The following is a 15,390-nucleotide window of genomic DNA, read 5'->3' as shown; positions in this document are numbered from 1 at the left end:
TTATTTAGGCACCTCTAGCTTATAGCCTACTCCCCACACGGTGGTAATCATTGCAGCAGCATCCGGGGAAACTTTGTTTAATTTTTCGCGGAGTCTTTTCACATGGGTATCGACCGTCCGCAAATCTCCAAAAAATTCATAGTTCCAAACATCCTTCAAAAGCTCCTCACGCGAGAACACTTTATCCGGTGACACAGCCAAATAATGCAGCAGTTCGTATTCTTTTGGCGTCAACGCCACTTCCTGGCCACCTGCCGTTACACGATGGGCATCATGTTCAATGATCAGGTTTGGAAACACGATATTGTTGCTTGAGCTTGCATCCTTAGACAGATAGGCCGTCGCTGAGGAACGACGCAAAATGGCTTTAACCCGGTAAATCACTTCGCGTGGAGAGAACGGCTTCACGACATAGTCGTCCGCACCCACTTCAAATCCGCTGACACGGTTCGTTTCCTCCCCTTTGGCGGTCAGCATGATGACTGGCGTAGATTTCACCTGGCGAAGCCGCGCACACACTTCAATTCCATCTATTCCAGGGAGCATGACATCAAGAAGCACCAGGTCATAGTCCGTTTCTGTCGCCATCCGCAGAGCGTTCTCTCCATCCTCTGCTTCTTCAATGATGTAGCCCTCTTTTTCTAAATACATGCGGAGCAGTCTCCGAATTCGTTCTTCATCATCAACAACGAGTATGCTAGCTTTCATTTCCATGGAGCTTCACATCCTTATCTAAATTAAGTTCGATTTGATTTATACACCTGCATAGGAGTGCAGCCCAGCGATAACAAGGTTTACCCCAACTAACGTAAACATAACCACGATAAAGCCGATAACAGTTAACCAAGCTGATTTCTTGCCTTGCCAGCCTTTGGACAACCGAAGATGTAAAAATACGGCGTAAAATAACCAAGTAATCAGCGCCCATACTTCTTTGGGATCCCAGCCCCAGAATCGTCCCCACGCTTCCTGGGCCCAAATCATCGCAAAAATCAATGCGCCCAATGTGAAAATCGGGTAGCCGATGGCAATCGCGCGATAACTGATTTCATCGAGATCCTCTGGATCCATCCCTTTCACGATAGGGCCAATAGCAGCCCCTAACGGTTTGCGGGCTATCAGTCGGGCCAGCCAGTAAAGGACAAGACCTACAAGAACGGACCAAATCACTGTGTTCAACTTACGCCCCGCGCTTGCGCCTTCCATCCAGGACGGTGCAGTAAACAGCGGTTCCGTCATGCCCAGGAACGGCTTCATTTCAACAACTTTCGTATCATAAGGTTTCACAATTGGCGGCAGTACGAAAGTCTCTTCTTGAATGCTCGTTTGCTGCTGTCCTTGCGCATCCATAACCGTCACTTCTTTGGAGAATACAGCTTTATAGCCCGAACCGTTAAATGTAAAAATAGAAGCAATAAAAGCGATTAGCATTAGGATAAAAAAGAGTGTTAGCTCTACGCCTCTTTGTTCACGCTTATCTGTTTGGGTCGTGCCTTTAAAGTCTACAGAACGCAGGAGATACATAAGTCCGCCAGCAAAACCGACGCCGAAGAAGGCTTCACCGGTTGCCGCTGTCGTTACATGGATCTTCAGCCAGTAACTTTGCAGTGCCGGAATCAGAGGCTGAACCTCGCTTGGGAAGACAGAGGCATACGCAATGATAATAAAACCGATCGGCAATGCGAAAACACCAAGTACAGGCGTTCGATAAATGAGATAGACGATCAAGAAAGCGAACATGATCATCATCCCGAGGAAGGTCATGAATTCGTACATATTTGAAGTCGGAATGTGATTCCCTTCCGCCCATCTTGTAAAGAAGAATGTCACTTGGCAAGCAAATCCGACAACAGAAGTAAGGAAGGCTACGAAGCCCCACTGTTTCTGATGCTGTTCTGGATCACGATTACTCCACTTTTTCCCGGTAATCGAGAGGACGAAAAGCAAAAATGCTGCCAGGTAAACGAAAAATGCGATAAGTAAAAAGGTGCTGCTGACTGAATTGACATTCACCCCTGGTTCCCTCCATTGTCTAATGATTTCGGCAGTATGTCCAAATTATTTTTCTTTAAGGCTGCTGCAACCTCATTGCGTAAGCCGAACCAGTTTTTGTTCGTATGTCCGCCGAGGGTAAGTTTACCTTGGTCGATGCGAATCCAGATACGGCGATGCTGCCAGTAGAAGCCCATAATGACCCCAATCATAAAGATCGCAGATCCTACCCAGATATAAGGCATTGCTTTGTCAACTCGAATGTTAAGATAAGTCGTATAGTTGGCAAACTGGACGCCTTCCATAGTCCCAACGGCAATCTTTAGCTTCTGGCTGATCGCACCGTTAATCGTATCTTGGGAGAACGCTTCTTTGTCAATTTGTCTTGGGAAATACAAATACGGTTCACCATTGGCCGCCAATCCCGGACCTGTGATGCTAAAAATAAATGCCGGGGCTTTCGGCTCATTCGACTTGGAGATAGGTTGTCCTTTCTCTAAGCCAAATTCAGGGAAGAACCCTTTTAAAGTCAGCTTATAAGGGCCAACTTGATAAACATCCTTCGGATTATTCATCGGCAGATCGAAACTTCCATACGTTTCACCTGTTGCAGGATTGCTAAGTGTTGGTTTGACTGAAATCAGGAGCGGTGTGGCTTTGTAGTCAAATTGATACGCTTGCAAGCCTTTATAATCCAGAGGATGATTCACCAGAATATTGGCTTTATGCACTTCTTCTAAAACCGGCTCTTTCGTTGAATCATCACAATTAGCCGAGCAGTGATACAAGACAGCCTGTGTTTCATACGTTTTGGGAACGATTTGCCCCTTGGACTTTATGCTTTCTGGCAAGTCTTTTTCGTCATAAAGCTCTAACGTAAATTTTTCATTTTTTATAAAATAAGAAGTATGGGGGATGGCTTTAGTTTCACCTTCCAAAATACCCATATACTCATCCATATGCCAGCCCGGGATGCTTCTCATCAAGACACCGATCAGAAAAATAATAAGACCAATGTGATTAATATATGGGCCCCAGCGGCTGAAACGGTATTTCTCGGCAAGCAGTGCCGTCCCATCTTTATGTATGCGGTAATTTTTTTTGCGTAAAATCACGCCGAGCTTATCGGTCCACGCTTCCTCATCTGTACCAGAGGGCAAATCGGTCACAAGGGTCACCTTTTGCCGGGTCAAGAAATTGAGATGCTTGCGGATTTGCTGCTTGGATAGTGCGCGGTAAAGCGGCAAAACGCGATCCAAACTGCAGATGACAAGCGACGTTCCGATCATAAATAGCAAGGTGATGAACCACCATGAGCTGAAAGTGTGCGAGAGCCCAAGAAAGTGATAAATCGTTCCCAGTTTCCCGTACGTTTCCGAATAATATTGCGCAGGATCCATATCCAAAAATGTGTTTTCCTGCGGATATATCGTGCCAACGGCAGAAGCCAGCAAGGTAATGAAAATAATCCATACCGCTATTTTAACCGAGGAGAAGAAATTCCAGACTTTATCTAAAATTGAGGGGTTTGATTTCTGCGAGCGGCGGGCCATACCGTCATAGCGCATTTCAAGTATATCTCTGCCATCCGTATCGATCAGCGGATTTCCGCAGGATTCACAGAGCGTAGTTCCTGTGGGGTTCTGATGCCCACAATCGCATTTGGTGTTGTAGAACATGATGACCTCCTGAAAACTTCAAGCATTCACTTCTATTAAGACTTAACGGCAAGCTTCGAAAGCGTTTCATCGACAAAAGCTTCGGTCATTTGCCCAATTTTTTTGACGGCTACTTTGCCGTCTGCGCCGATAAAGAAGGTCGTCGGATAGTCCATTACGCCATATTGCTTGCGCACAACTTCTTTCGCATCCAACAGTACAGGCATGTTCAAGTTATACTGATCCATGAAGCCTTGAACAGTCACTTTGTTTTTGTCGACATTTACTTCCAGGAAAATAACGCCTTCTTTGCTCCATTTGTCGTACTGCTTTTGCAGCGCAGGCATTTCTTCCTTACACGGCGGACAAAAAGTGCCCCAGAAATTAATTAAAACCGGCTTTCCCTTGTATTCCGATAACTCATGTGTCTTGCCATCTAAGCCGACTAATGAGAAGTTCGTCGCTTTGTCGCCAACTTGAGGGTATTTTTTACTGTCAGAAGCCGACAAATTCGTAATAATGGTAAACACACCAATAATAAGCACGATCGCAAAGATCCCGATCTGTACCCATTTCTTTCTTGCACCCACGATTAATCACCTTCACTTTTTCTTTAGCTATGTTAGATTTTTCACATAGGGTAATACCTTTATTATAACGAAAAGAAGGCCAATTCTTATTGGCCTTTTTGAACGTTATGTGTCTTGAGAGCCTCGTTCCTAAGCTCTTCAACCTCTTTGGGCGTCAAGTGGCGAAACTTCGCTCTTGGCAGGCCTGTAAGAAAGATTGGACCGAATTTAATCCGTTTCAATCGAATCACCGGGAAGGAAATCGCCTCGAACATCCGTCTGACTTGCCGATTCCTGCCTTCGTAGATCGTGATCTGAATCACGGACTCATTCTTCTCTAAATTCACATCCGCATACTCAACTTCAGCCGGTGCTGTCATCCCGTCTTCTAACTGTATGCCCGTTTTTAGCTTATCTAATAACGTCCCGTGCGGCACTCCTTTGACAGTAGCTTGATACGTCTTCGGCACATGATGCTTGGGATGTGTGAGCAGATGAGCAAATTCCCCGTCATTGGTTAAAATGAGCAAGCCTTCCGTATCATAATCCAATCGTCCGACCGGATATACGCGTTCTTTAATTCCTGGCAAGAAGTCTGTAACTACTTTACGTCCCTCAGGGTCTGTCGCGCTTGTAATGACACCCTTCGGTTTATGTAAAATCACATAAATCTTCTTTTGTTGGCCGATAGCTCGTCCATCGACTCTGATTTCATCCTCAGCCGGGTTCACCTTCACGCCAAGCGTCGTGACAACTTCACCGTTCACTTGCACGCGCCCCGCAGTGATGATTTCTTCACATTTCCGGCGGGATGCGACCCCCGCTTCGGCTAACACCTTTTGCAGTCTTTCCATTATCCGCTTTCACCTCAAGCTAATGATAACGGAGTTGACTGCAAATCACAAGAGCGCCAGCTCAGCTAAACACTAAATAACAGATGACAATCGATGCAACGAAGCCGACAATATCTGAAATGAGCCCTACCTTCAAGGCATACCCTGCCTTACGAATGCCAATCGCTCCAAAATACACCGTAATTACATATAAAGTTGTATCCGTGCTGCCTTGAACGGTAGAAGCGATTCGGCCAATCATCGAGTCCGGACCAAATTGTTCAATCAAATCGGTCGTAAAAGCGAGCGAACCCGCTCCGGTGATCGGCCGTAAAATCGCCAGCGGCAGCACTTCGGTAGGAACACCGATGCTTTCAAAGAAAGGCCGCATCCAGCCGATTAACAAATCCATCGCCCCCGAAGCGCGGAAGACGGAAATGGCGACCATCATGCCGACCAGATGCGGAATGATTTTGATCGCCGTATCAAACCCCTCTTTGGCGCCATCAACGAACGATTCATAGACAGGCACCTTGCGATAAGCCGCATACAACGGGATGAACACGATCATGATGGGAATAGCCCATGCAGAGATGAGCGAAACGAAGGCATACATGCGGAATCATCCTTTCAGCGGAGGGATGGGAGAGCGAGACCTTCGGTACCATCGGTCCACAAAAATAGCAACAGCCGTCGAGATGATCGTAGCAATCAGCGTCGTACCCACGATTTCCGCAGGATTGACGGAATTGTAATTCATGCGTATGGCAATTAACGTTGTAGGAATTAACGTGATGCTTGACGTATTCAACGCAAGCAGCGTGCACATCGCTGTACTTGCCGTGTCTTTATCGGCATTCAATTTTTGCAGCTCTTGCATGGCCTTAATGCCCATCGGCGTTGCCGCATTGCCCAGACCAAGAATGTTGGCGCTCATGTTCGACATGATATAACCGATAGCCGGATGGTTTTTGGGGACACTTGGGAACAAAAATCGCACCGCAGGCTGCAGCAATCTGGCAAGCTTGCTCAGCAGGCCGGCATCTTCGGCAATTCGCATCATCCCCATCCAAAAAACGAGCACGCTAATGAGTCCGAAGCAGACCGTCACGCCGCTTTTTGCGCCATCGAAAGCAGCTTGCGTCACAGCTTCAACATTTCCATTCAAAGCAGCAACAACGAAGCCGATGACGATAAAAAACAACCAAATCCAATTCACCATATCGATGGCCTCCTTGTGAGCCCTCTAGTCCGCCCACTCTGATCTAGAGATTGAAAACAACTCCTGAATTAACATCCGGCAAATTAAACTATAATGGGTGAGCAGCGTTTCTTGATAAGGTTTGCTTTCTTGGAAAGAGAACGTGGACTGGCTCTGCGCTTGTAATAACGGACTCGCTTTATCGTATAACGGCACCGATTGAATCAGTTGCTGCTGCAATGAAAACTGTATGCTCCCCCGCTCAGCCAACCGGTATGCGGTGGAAGAAGGATCAACCAGTTTCACTTGATGCGTCAACTGAGCCGCTTCGCCTTCCGCCAGCGGATAAGAGAACGTTCTACCCGCTACCCATGGCGTTCCCTCGACGGCATCGCCTTTGTTGACGATCGTCTGCAGCGGATAATAGGTAAAACCGTATTGCAGCAGCCTTGCATGATCAGCCCAATCATCGCCATCATTCAGCGTGACGACGGCGAGCTGTTGGCCGTTCCTGGTCGCTGAAGAAACAAGGCAGCGCTTCGCTAGCTTTGTATACCCCGTTTTCACACCGTCCGCTCCTTCAAAAAGAGAGAGCATCTTGTTTTTGTTCAACCACGAATAATCCCAAGCTTCATTCGGGTTCGGCACTTTTTTCAGCTTCGTCGAGACAATTTCCTTGAACACCGGATTCTTGAGCGCATAAGCCGTAAGCTTGGCCATATCGTTAGGACTGGAACGGTGGCCTTCGCCTTCATCGAGCCCGGATGGATTCGTAAAATGCGAATGATCCATGCCAAGCGAACGCGCTTTCTCGTTCATCAGATAGACAAAGCCTTCCACGCTCCCGCCCACATTTTCGGCAATGGCCGTAGCTGCGTCATTCCCCGAGCGCAGCATCAAGCCATACAGCATATCATGCAGTCTCATCTCTTCGCCAAGCTTCAGGTAGATGGATGAGCCCTCTTTGCCGAAGGCCGTTTTGCTAACCTTCACTTTATCGTTCAACTTCCCTTGTTCAATCGCGATAATGGCGGTCATGATTTTGGTCAAGGAGGCAATCCGCATAGGCGTGTCCCCTTTTTCACTATAAAGGATGCGTCCAGACTCCACGTCAATGAGCGAGGCACCAACCGCATTGGTACGAATGCCTGGCGGCGCTGCTTCCACTTGCGCCCAAGGTGCGAGCAATAGACTGATCAATGCGCTGCACAAGATGATGAACCCGACTCTTTTCTTCATCGTTATCCCCCTACCTACCAAATAGACAAGACAAAAACTTTGTACAAGTATATGCTTTGGAAATGGGGATATGTCCAAGTCCTGTTATTTACAAAAGGAGAAACCATCGGTATAATGAGTTGGAATTGAATAACGAGATCACCGGAGGAGCCTGTCATTGCAGGCTCCTTTTTGCCATTTTTCGGATATTGCCGGGAAAAAGGTTTAGTATCTGCGTGCTTGTGTCATAACTAAAATGGAAGAAGATGGAGGTTTATTATGCTTACTTGGATAGCTCTTATTATTTTTTTAGTCACTTATGCGCTCATTATTTCGGAAAAAGTCAACCGTGCCGCGATCGCCTTATTGGGTGCTGTGATCATGGTTTTCGCGGGTATTCTGGATGTTCATAAAATTTTCATACAATATATGGAATGGGAAACCATCACGCTCTTAATCGGGATGATGATCCTCGTGGGTATCACGAACCAGACAGGCGTCTTTCAGTTTGTTGCCATTCGCGCGGCCAAAGCCGTCAAAGGCGATCCAATGAAGATCTTGCTTGTTCTGTCCACGCTAACCGCGATCGGTTCCGCCCTTTTGGACAATGTAACGACGGTTCTGCTTGTTGTCCCTGTTACCATCGCGATTACGCGCATATTGGAAATAAATCCTGTCCCCTTTCTGATGGCTGAAATCATTGCTTCCAATATCGGTGGAACAGCTACACTAATAGGCGATCCGCCTAATATTATGATTGGGTCCGCGAATCCCCATTTAACGTTTAATGCTTTTCTTATTCATCTAGGCCCTATCGCACTCATTATTATGATTGTATCGCTTGTCATGCTTTACCTCATGTTCCGAAAACAGATGCATCCCAATCCCGTATTGCAAGCCAAACTGATGGAAATGAATGAACGGGAGACCATCCAAGATCAGCGGCTCATGGTCAAATCCTTGATTGTTTTAGCGTTAACCCTCATCGGTTTTATGCTTCATGCGGTCATTCATGTCGACGCGGCCGTCGTTGCGATTACAGGTGCGATTTTACTAATGCTTTTCGGATTAAAAGAACACGATATCGAGAAAGCTTTCGCTTCGATCGAGTGGGTGACGATTTTCTTCTTCGCGGGATTATTTAGCTTGGTAGGGGGGTTGCAAGAGGTTGGACTGATTAAAAAACTGGCCATGTTTGCACTGGATGTAACAGAAGGCAACATTCAAAGCGCCTCCTTGCTCATCCTTTGGGGTTCTGGATTGGCTTCGGCAACCATTGACAACATTCCATTTGTCGCAACCATGATTCCTCTCATCAAAGATATGGCGGATGGGCTTGGCCTTGCCGTAGATTCAGCGCCAATCAATACACTTTGGTGGTCGCTTGCCTTAGGCGCATGTTTAGGAGGAAACGGCACCATCATCGGTGCGTCGGCGAATGTCATCGTGGCTGGCCTCGCGGCCAAAGAGGGGAAAGGTTTTAGTTATTTGGAGTTTTTAAAAGTAGGCGTTCCCATTACGCTGGTTTCGTTGCTGCTTGCGCATGTCTACATCTATCTTCGTTATTTGCTGTGATCACGCACAAAAAAAAGCTGTCACAGAGGACAGCCCAGACGATAACCGATTCTTATACGATGAAATTTTGATTCTCGATATTCGTTACGTTGTTGGCGCCGTTTGTTCCGACTGTGCCCGATTTTGTGTTAAAGCCTTTGACCATGCTTTGAATGCGGTCTACAACCTGCGGAGCAGAATCGATGAGGCGTTCCAGGATATGCGTTTGGTTGTCGAGAGGAACAACTTTAACGCCATTTTTGCCAACAACGAGGAAGGCAATCGGTGTAATGGAGACCCCTCCGCCGCTGCCTCCTCCGAAAGGAAGAGCAACCTTGGCGTTCAGCGCATCGTTTTTGCCCATCGTACCGCCTTCAATCTCAATTTCGGAATCGGTCACGAACTCGCTGCCGCCCGCTGCAAATCCGAAACCGACTTTGGATATTGGCATAATGACACTGCCATCCGGAGTTTCAACAGGGTCTCCGACAATCGTGTTAACGTCGACCATTTCCTTGATATTTTCCATGGCGACTTTCATGAGTCCTTGAATCGGGTGTTCTGACATGATAATATTCCTCCTTAGCGTTTTTCGCCATTAAAAACTGGCATCGGAAGCTTAAGTGTCTAAGACCAATATTGGTTCTTTTTTAGAGTACCCTTAGAGGAATATCGTTATGTACATCACGAAGCTGTTTTAAATCTTGACCTTGCTTTCAGAGCCATTTGAATCCAGGTGCGTAAGCCTCCCTTTACTCTCGCCGCCCTGACCATCAGCCTGATGCCTGCAAAAACCATATGCCACACTCGAATTCTGGCGGCAACCCGCACTTCCGTTGAGAAGTGTTTCTCATTGAATTGCGGAACCACGTCTACTCGCGGCGTTGCTCTCACCTGAATATAGCGCATTGTAAAGCCTAAGAGCGACGATTTAATCCCCCAGATGGCTCCCGTCGTAATAGCCGTTTCCGGAGCATCTCCCACACCGACGCGCGTTACCCATTTTAACTCCGTACATTCCACTTTAGCTAAAGTCTGCTTCGTCCAATCGTACAAATTAAGCGTATGAACAAGTATGTCTTTGGCTTCTTTATAAAATTGAATCACTTTGTCCTTCGTAATGTGATCCTTGCTCTCGTCTTTCAACTTTGCATATGTTTTATTCACAATTTCCGATTTGATCAGGATCCCTTTCGTGAATCCCTTGAACTGTATGATGGGGATGACATAGCGATAACGGATTAATCCAAATAAAGCACGCATCTCCACAGTAAGTGTGTCATTATCTTTCACTCTGGAGAAATAAAACTCTCCCCGAATGAAACTGAGCAGCACAATGATAATGGCAAGGATGACGATTAGAAGCACGAATCCTACCCACAACAACCCCATTCTCCCCCTTAACAAAAAAACTCCACAACCAGAAGAGATCTTCTGGCAAGTAGAGTTAGTATGAGCTAATTTAGGAAATGAAATGCATTTAACGTTACTCGGTTTCCTCCGAAACATCCTCGAGCGTAATCTGTTTCTGATCCCCGCCCATCCGATCAAACAACATGCGAGTTTCTTCCTCCAGATCAAATTCCCCCTGAAAGCTGCCTGAATCCGGCAGTTCCTGAATGGAGCTGAGCCCGAAGTACTCAAGAAATTGTTTGGATGTGCCGTATAAGATCGGTTTTCCAACCGCATCTGCGCGTCCGACTTCCAAAATGAGATCTTTACCCACAAGAGTAGCCAAAGCGCGATCACATTTCACGCCGCGTATTTCTTCGATTTCTACTCTGGTAATGGGTTGTTTATAAGCAACAATGGATAAGGTCTCGAGTGCTGCTTGCGATAAGGAGGAACGCGATGGTGTATAAGCCAGACGCTCAAAATAGGGCGCATGCTCAGCCAACGTCGTTAACTGGTAAGCCCCGGCTACCTCAACGATTTGGATTCCTCTTCCCTTGCGTTTAAATTCCGTTCGCATATCCTTAAGCAAGTCACGAACGATGTACAAATCGAGCTCCATGACCTCAGCTATTTGTTTGGCATCCAATCCCTCGTCACCCGAGGCAAAGAGGAGTCCCTCAATAATCGATTTCATCTGTGGAAAACTGAGTGTCAATGTCTGTACCCTCCTCTTTGGCTTGAATTACGATATCTTCAAATAATTGATATTGATAACATACGACTTTTTTCATTTTCATCAATTCCAGAATGGCCAAAAATGTGACAACGATCTCTTCCCGAGTCATTTCATAATCGAACAATTTCGAGAAAAGCAGCTTGCCGCCTTTCACTTTTAGCAAATCTATAACCTCTCTAATCCGTTCTTTGACGGAAATCTCGTCTCTTCGAATTCTAGTAACAATATTGCGATTCACAAGCTTGCGAAGCGTCCGCTGAAAAGCGAATAGCAAATCAGCAACGTCCAGCCCTTCAACAGGGTTCTCCTGCACATGCGGCAGGAATGGCGTCAAGTCTTCAGGCTCACGCGTATACACCAGGCTTCGCTCTACTTCTTTATCTCTAAGCATATCAGCAATAGACTTGTACTTTCTGTACTCAATAAGTTTAGCGACCAACTCTGCGCGAGGATCAAGCTCGTCTTCCATATCATCAAAATATTCGTCAAATTCAATAACAGGCGGCTTAGGCAGCAGCATTTTGCTTTTGATAGAGAGAAGTGTAGCGGCCATGACTAGAAACTCACTTGTAATCTCCAACTCCAGCTCTTGCATAGCTTGTACATAAGCCAAGTACTGATCTGTAATTTCTTTGACAGGAATATTATAAATGTCGAGTTCATTTTTATCGATAAGATGAAGCAAAAGATCAAGGGGGCCTTCAAAAGCTTCTAACTTATAGGTAACTTTCATGTAATCTCCCCCTTGTCATAGTGAAAATATATTCATAACAAACTGCGCGGCAAACGGATAAATACGTTCCAAGGCCCATTGGCCGGTAGGTGTAATCATCAAAATGATGACAACAAAAAGTGCATATCGCTGATTGCGATCCATCCATCTTTGATTTTTCGGAGGAATAAAGCCTTTAAGGATATACCAACCATCTAGCGGATAAAGCGGTAACATATGTATAAGGCAAATCATGAGATTGACAATGACGCCGTACTGCAAATAGACTCGCCATTGTTCCACGGTGATCGACTCGGATGCTCCTCCGAAAAAATCAGGAAGAAAGAAATAGAGCCACCAGAAAAACAAAGCGAGCAGCAAATTGGTAAAAGGACCTGCTGCATACACAATTGTATGATAAAGTTTTGGCTTTTTAAACTGCATAGCCTCTACCGGCATTTTCTTCGACCAGCCGTATGGACCAAAAACAATCATCGCCAACCCCAAGGCATCCAAGTGTACCAAGGGGTTAAGCGATAAACGTTTGCTGTCCCGGGCTGTCCGGTCTCCGAGCAGCCAAGCAACTCCTGCATGCGCAGCATCATGGAGCGTCATCGCAATCAGGAAGGCGAGCAGCCTGGGAAGCAGTGATTCCAAATGATAATAAGAAAGCATTAGGAAGTAAATTGTTTCGTCAAGTTCGCCATCTCAATTGCCGTTACTGCCGCTTCCCAACCTTTGTTGCCGGCTTTCGTTCCCGCGCGTTCAACCGCTTGCTCGATGGAATCCGTCGTTAAAACACCAAAGATTGTTGGAACGCCTGTTTTCAGGTTAATGGCGGATACACCTTTTGCAACTTCACTGCACACATAATCAAAGTGAGGCGTTGAACCACGAATGACGGCGCCAAGGGTAATCACCGCATCATATTTCCCGCTTTCCGCCATTTTTTGAGCAATAAGCGGAAGTTCGAACGCGCCCGGTACCCAAGCAATATCGACTTCACTATCCTGTACGCCATGGCGTTTCAAAGCATCCTGCGCGCCGCCAAGCAATTTGGAAGTAATAAATTCATTGAAACGACCTACGACGATACCATATTTCAAATTCTGCGATACTAAATGTCCTTCATAAATTGTAGCCATGATTAAATTCTCCTTTTCTATATAAAAACCGTTATTTGAAGTGTAAAGATCAGATCCCGCTGCCGGAATCATGGAAGCTCAGCATGTGGCCAAGCTTTTGTTTTTTGGTCCGCAAATAATTGACGTTGTCCTCTTTGCTTGCCATTTGAATCGGAACGCGTTCAACAACTTCGAGACCGTAGCCTTCTAACCCTTTAATTTTGCGAGGATTGTTCGTCAACAAACGGAGCTGCGTAATGCCAAGATCTTTCAGAATTTGCGCACCAATGCCATAATCACGAAGATCTGGAGCAAATCCAAGCTTAATATTCGCTTCTACAGTATCTAATCCCTGCTCTTGCAAAGCATAAGCTTTTAATTTGTTGATCAGACCGATACCGCGACCTTCCTGTCGCATATATAATAATACACCATTGCCCTCTTCATCAATCTGTTTTAATGCAGCATCCAGTTGAGGACCGCAATCGCAGCGGTGTGAATGGAAAACATCACCAGTTAAACACTCGGAATGCACACGAACCAGCGTTGGTTTGGAAGGGTCAATTGTTCCTTTGACAAGGGCGACATGCTCTTTGCTATCCAGTTGATTCGTATAGGCGATTGCTTTAAAAGTGCCGAAATCCGTAGGCAGCTTAATTTCAACTTCACGCTCAACCAATTTCTCCTGTTGATTGCGATAGTGAATTAAATCTTGAATCGTAATGATGCACAATTCATGTTTCTTGGCGATTTCCATAAGATCCGGAACCCGTGCCATCGTTCCGTCTTCCTTGATGACTTCACAAATGACCGCGGCAGGATAGGACCCGCATAAAACAGCCAAATCAACCGCTGCTTCCGTATGTCCAGCTCTGCGGAGTACGCCGCCTTTTTTGGCGATTAGCGGGAAGATATGACCCGGTCTGCGGAAATCCTGCGGTTTCGTATCCGGATCGATCAAGCCCATAACCGTTCTTGAACGCTCATGTGCGGAAATCCCCGTACTCGTCTCAACATGGTCTACAGATACGGTAAAGGCAGTGCCATGATAATCGGTATTTCTAGCGACCATCGGCGGCAAGTCAAGCTCTTTCGCCCGTTCTTCCGTAATCGGCGTGCACACCAGCCCGCGCCCTTCTTTGATCATGAAATTAATCACTTCCGGGGTCGTTTTATCCGCCAGTGCGATAAAATCCCCTTCATTTTCGCGATCTTCGTCATCCACAGCGATAATGACTTTCCCTAAACTGAGATCTTTCAGTGCTTCTTCGATCGTGCTGAATTTTATTTCTGTCATCTTCACCTCTCCTAACCGAACTATCTTTGTAAGCTAATTACCCTTACATAAAGCCATGATCCGCCAGAAAGCTTGCAGATAACGTGCTTTGCTTTTTACTGTTACCCGCTGAGGCATCAGCAGGACCGAACTTTAGCAGTCGTTCCATATATTTGCCCAGAACATCGCATTCCATGTTAATAGTATCTCCTGCTTTTTTATCATGCAGAACGGTTTGAGCCAGTGTATGCGGAATAATCGAAACCGCCAGATCGCGTTCTGTGACATCGACAACCGTAAGGGAGATCCCGTCAATGGTGATCGAGCCGCCAGCTATAATATATCGGAAAATGTGTTTATCCTCCGGTTCGAACCGATAAACAACCGCATTTTCTTCTGGAATCCGCGAAATAATCGTTGCTGTTGAATCTACATGTCCTTGCACAATGTGTCCGCCGAAGCGGCCGTTTGCCGCCATCGCCCGCTCCAAATTCACGCGTGTACCGGCTTGCAGCTTGCGCAAATTCGTCTTGCGGTAAGTTTCCGGCATCACGTCGACGGAGAAAGATTCGTTGTCAAACGAAATGACTGTCAGACAAACCCCATTCACCGAAATACTGTCTCCCAGATGAACATCCTCAAGGATCTTTTTTGCGCCAATCGTTAATACCATAGCTTGACCTACGCTATGAATGCGGCGCATGTGGCCGATTTCTTCAATAATGCCGGTAAACATGACAGCCCTCCATTCGTTAGCTCTTAAAAACCGGATACCCGGTTAGGCATACATCCGGTCCGAACTGCTCGACCTTTAACCGGTCGAGCGTAATTGCCTCATCCATCTTCGCGAAGCCTTCGAAGGTGATGTTCATAGGTGCTGCCTGCCCGCCGCCGATAATTTTCGGCGCAAACATCAGCACCAGCTTATCCAGCAGGCGCCGCTCCAGCATGGCGCCGCTCAGCTTGCCTCCACCCTCGAGGAGGATGGAGCCGATCTCTCGCTCGCCGAGCTGCCGCATGGCGAGCGTCAGATCCACCTGCGGGCCGTCGCCGCAGGTGAGGACCGTGATGCCGCGCGCTTCCAGCGCGGCACGCCGCTCTGCGGGCGCCTGTGCGGTGGCG

18 protein-coding genes are annotated in these 15,390 nt (G+C 46.7%); 1 reads left to right on the top strand and 17 read right to left on the bottom strand.

Going from position 1 to position 15,390, the window contains the following annotated elements:
• The 8 genes from PCH02S_RS06370 to PCH02S_RS06335 all read right to left on the bottom strand — a co-directional run bounded on the left by PCH02S_RS06370 (window position 1) and on the right by PCH02S_RS06335 (window position 7,492).
• Complete coding sequence (locus tag PCH02S_RS06370; protein ID WP_127451191.1) at window positions 1-714, bottom strand: response regulator transcription factor; 714 nt, start codon at window positions 712-714, stop codon at window positions 1-3.
• A 39-nt stretch (window positions 715-753) separates the two neighbouring features.
• Entirely contained in the window at window positions 754-2,013 is a 1,260-nt protein-coding gene (ccsA, locus tag PCH02S_RS06365) for a cytochrome c biogenesis protein CcsA (protein ID WP_127451190.1), read from the bottom strand.
• Entirely contained in the window at window positions 2,010-3,671 is a 1,662-nt protein-coding gene (gene resB, locus PCH02S_RS06360; protein WP_127451189.1) for a cytochrome c biogenesis protein ResB, read from the bottom strand. Before resB ends, ccsA begins: the two co-directional genes overlap by 4 nt.
• 35 nt (window positions 3,672-3,706) lie before the next feature.
• Window positions 3,707-4,240, bottom strand: a complete 534-nt coding sequence (gene resA, locus PCH02S_RS06355; protein WP_127451188.1) for a thiol-disulfide oxidoreductase ResA — start codon at window positions 4,238-4,240, stop codon at window positions 3,707-3,709.
• Window positions 4,241-4,326: 86 nt separating this feature from the next.
• Window positions 4,327-5,073, bottom strand: coding sequence for a pseudouridine synthase (locus tag PCH02S_RS06350; RefSeq protein ID WP_127451187.1), 747 nt, complete (start codon window positions 5,071-5,073; stop codon window positions 4,327-4,329).
• A gap of 61 nt (window positions 5,074-5,134) precedes the next feature.
• The gene (locus PCH02S_RS06345) at window positions 5,135-5,668 is read right to left on the bottom strand and encodes a spore maturation protein (protein WP_127451186.1); all 534 of its coding nucleotides are present in this window, start codon (window positions 5,666-5,668) and stop codon (window positions 5,135-5,137) included.
• Window positions 5,669-5,674: 6 nt separating this feature from the next.
• Window positions 5,675-6,274, bottom strand: coding sequence for a nucleoside recognition domain-containing protein (locus tag PCH02S_RS06340; protein ID WP_127451185.1), 600 nt, complete (start codon window positions 6,272-6,274; stop codon window positions 5,675-5,677).
• A gap of 24 nt (window positions 6,275-6,298) precedes the next feature.
• The gene (locus tag PCH02S_RS06335) at window positions 6,299-7,492 is read right to left on the bottom strand and encodes a D-alanyl-D-alanine carboxypeptidase family protein (RefSeq protein ID WP_127451184.1); all 1,194 of its coding nucleotides are present in this window, start codon (window positions 7,490-7,492) and stop codon (window positions 6,299-6,301) included.
• A 258-nt stretch (window positions 7,493-7,750) separates the two neighbouring features.
• Here PCH02S_RS06335 and PCH02S_RS06330 point away from each other — a divergent pair, with 258 nt between their 5' ends.
• On the top strand, window positions 7,751-9,046 hold the full coding sequence (locus tag PCH02S_RS06330) for an ArsB/NhaD family transporter (protein ID WP_127451183.1): 1,296 nt from the start codon (window positions 7,751-7,753) through the stop codon (window positions 9,044-9,046).
• Between the two features lie 52 nt (window positions 9,047-9,098).
• Here the strand turns inward: PCH02S_RS06330 and ytfJ are convergent, their stop codons facing one another.
• The 9 genes from ytfJ to PCH02S_RS06285 all read right to left on the bottom strand — a co-directional run.
• Window positions 9,099-9,593: a GerW family sporulation protein gene (gene ytfJ / locus PCH02S_RS06325; protein ID WP_127451181.1), complete on the bottom strand. Its 495-nt coding sequence runs from the start codon at window positions 9,591-9,593 to the stop codon at window positions 9,099-9,101.
• 116 nt (window positions 9,594-9,709) lie between these two features.
• A complete protein-coding gene (locus PCH02S_RS06320) occupies window positions 9,710-10,411 on the bottom strand; it encodes a DUF2953 domain-containing protein (RefSeq protein ID WP_164819460.1) in 702 nt (233 codons plus the stop codon).
• A 100-nt stretch (window positions 10,412-10,511) separates the two neighbouring features.
• Window positions 10,512-11,114, bottom strand: coding sequence for an SMC-Scp complex subunit ScpB (gene scpB / locus PCH02S_RS06315; RefSeq protein WP_127451780.1), 603 nt, complete (start codon window positions 11,112-11,114; stop codon window positions 10,512-10,514).
• Complete coding sequence (locus PCH02S_RS06310; RefSeq protein WP_127451178.1) at window positions 11,098-11,889, bottom strand: segregation and condensation protein A; 792 nt, start codon at window positions 11,887-11,889, stop codon at window positions 11,098-11,100. Before PCH02S_RS06310 ends, scpB begins: the two co-directional genes overlap by 17 nt.
• A gap of 15 nt (window positions 11,890-11,904) precedes the next feature.
• On the bottom strand, window positions 11,905-12,543 hold the full coding sequence (locus PCH02S_RS06305; RefSeq protein ID WP_127451176.1) for a site-2 protease family protein: 639 nt from the start codon (window positions 12,541-12,543) through the stop codon (window positions 11,905-11,907).
• The gene (gene ribH, locus PCH02S_RS06300; RefSeq protein ID WP_127451174.1) at window positions 12,543-13,013 is read right to left on the bottom strand and encodes a 6,7-dimethyl-8-ribityllumazine synthase; all 471 of its coding nucleotides are present in this window, start codon (window positions 13,011-13,013) and stop codon (window positions 12,543-12,545) included. Before ribH ends, PCH02S_RS06305 begins: the two co-directional genes overlap by 1 nt.
• Before the next feature lie 49 nt (window positions 13,014-13,062).
• A complete protein-coding gene (locus PCH02S_RS06295) occupies window positions 13,063-14,289 on the bottom strand; it encodes a bifunctional 3,4-dihydroxy-2-butanone-4-phosphate synthase/GTP cyclohydrolase II (protein WP_127451173.1) in 1,227 nt (408 codons plus the stop codon).
• Between the two features lie 43 nt (window positions 14,290-14,332).
• Window positions 14,333-15,004 (bottom strand): riboflavin synthase, encoded by a 672-nt coding sequence (gene ribE / locus PCH02S_RS06290; RefSeq protein WP_127451171.1) that lies wholly within the window; start codon window positions 15,002-15,004, stop codon window positions 14,333-14,335.
• 16 nt (window positions 15,005-15,020) lie between these two features.
• Window positions 15,021-15,390, bottom strand: a 370-nt coding sequence (locus tag PCH02S_RS06285) for a RibD family protein (RefSeq protein ID WP_174806739.1), incomplete at its 5' end; no start/stop codon positions are given.

The sequence above is a fragment of the Paenibacillus chondroitinus NBRC 15376 genome (assembly GCF_004000765.1).
GTDB classification, from domain to species: domain Bacteria; phylum Bacillota; class Bacilli; order Paenibacillales; family NBRC-103111; genus Paenibacillus_E; species Paenibacillus_E chondroitinus.
This window is presented reverse-complemented; position numbering and strand designations above follow the sequence as displayed.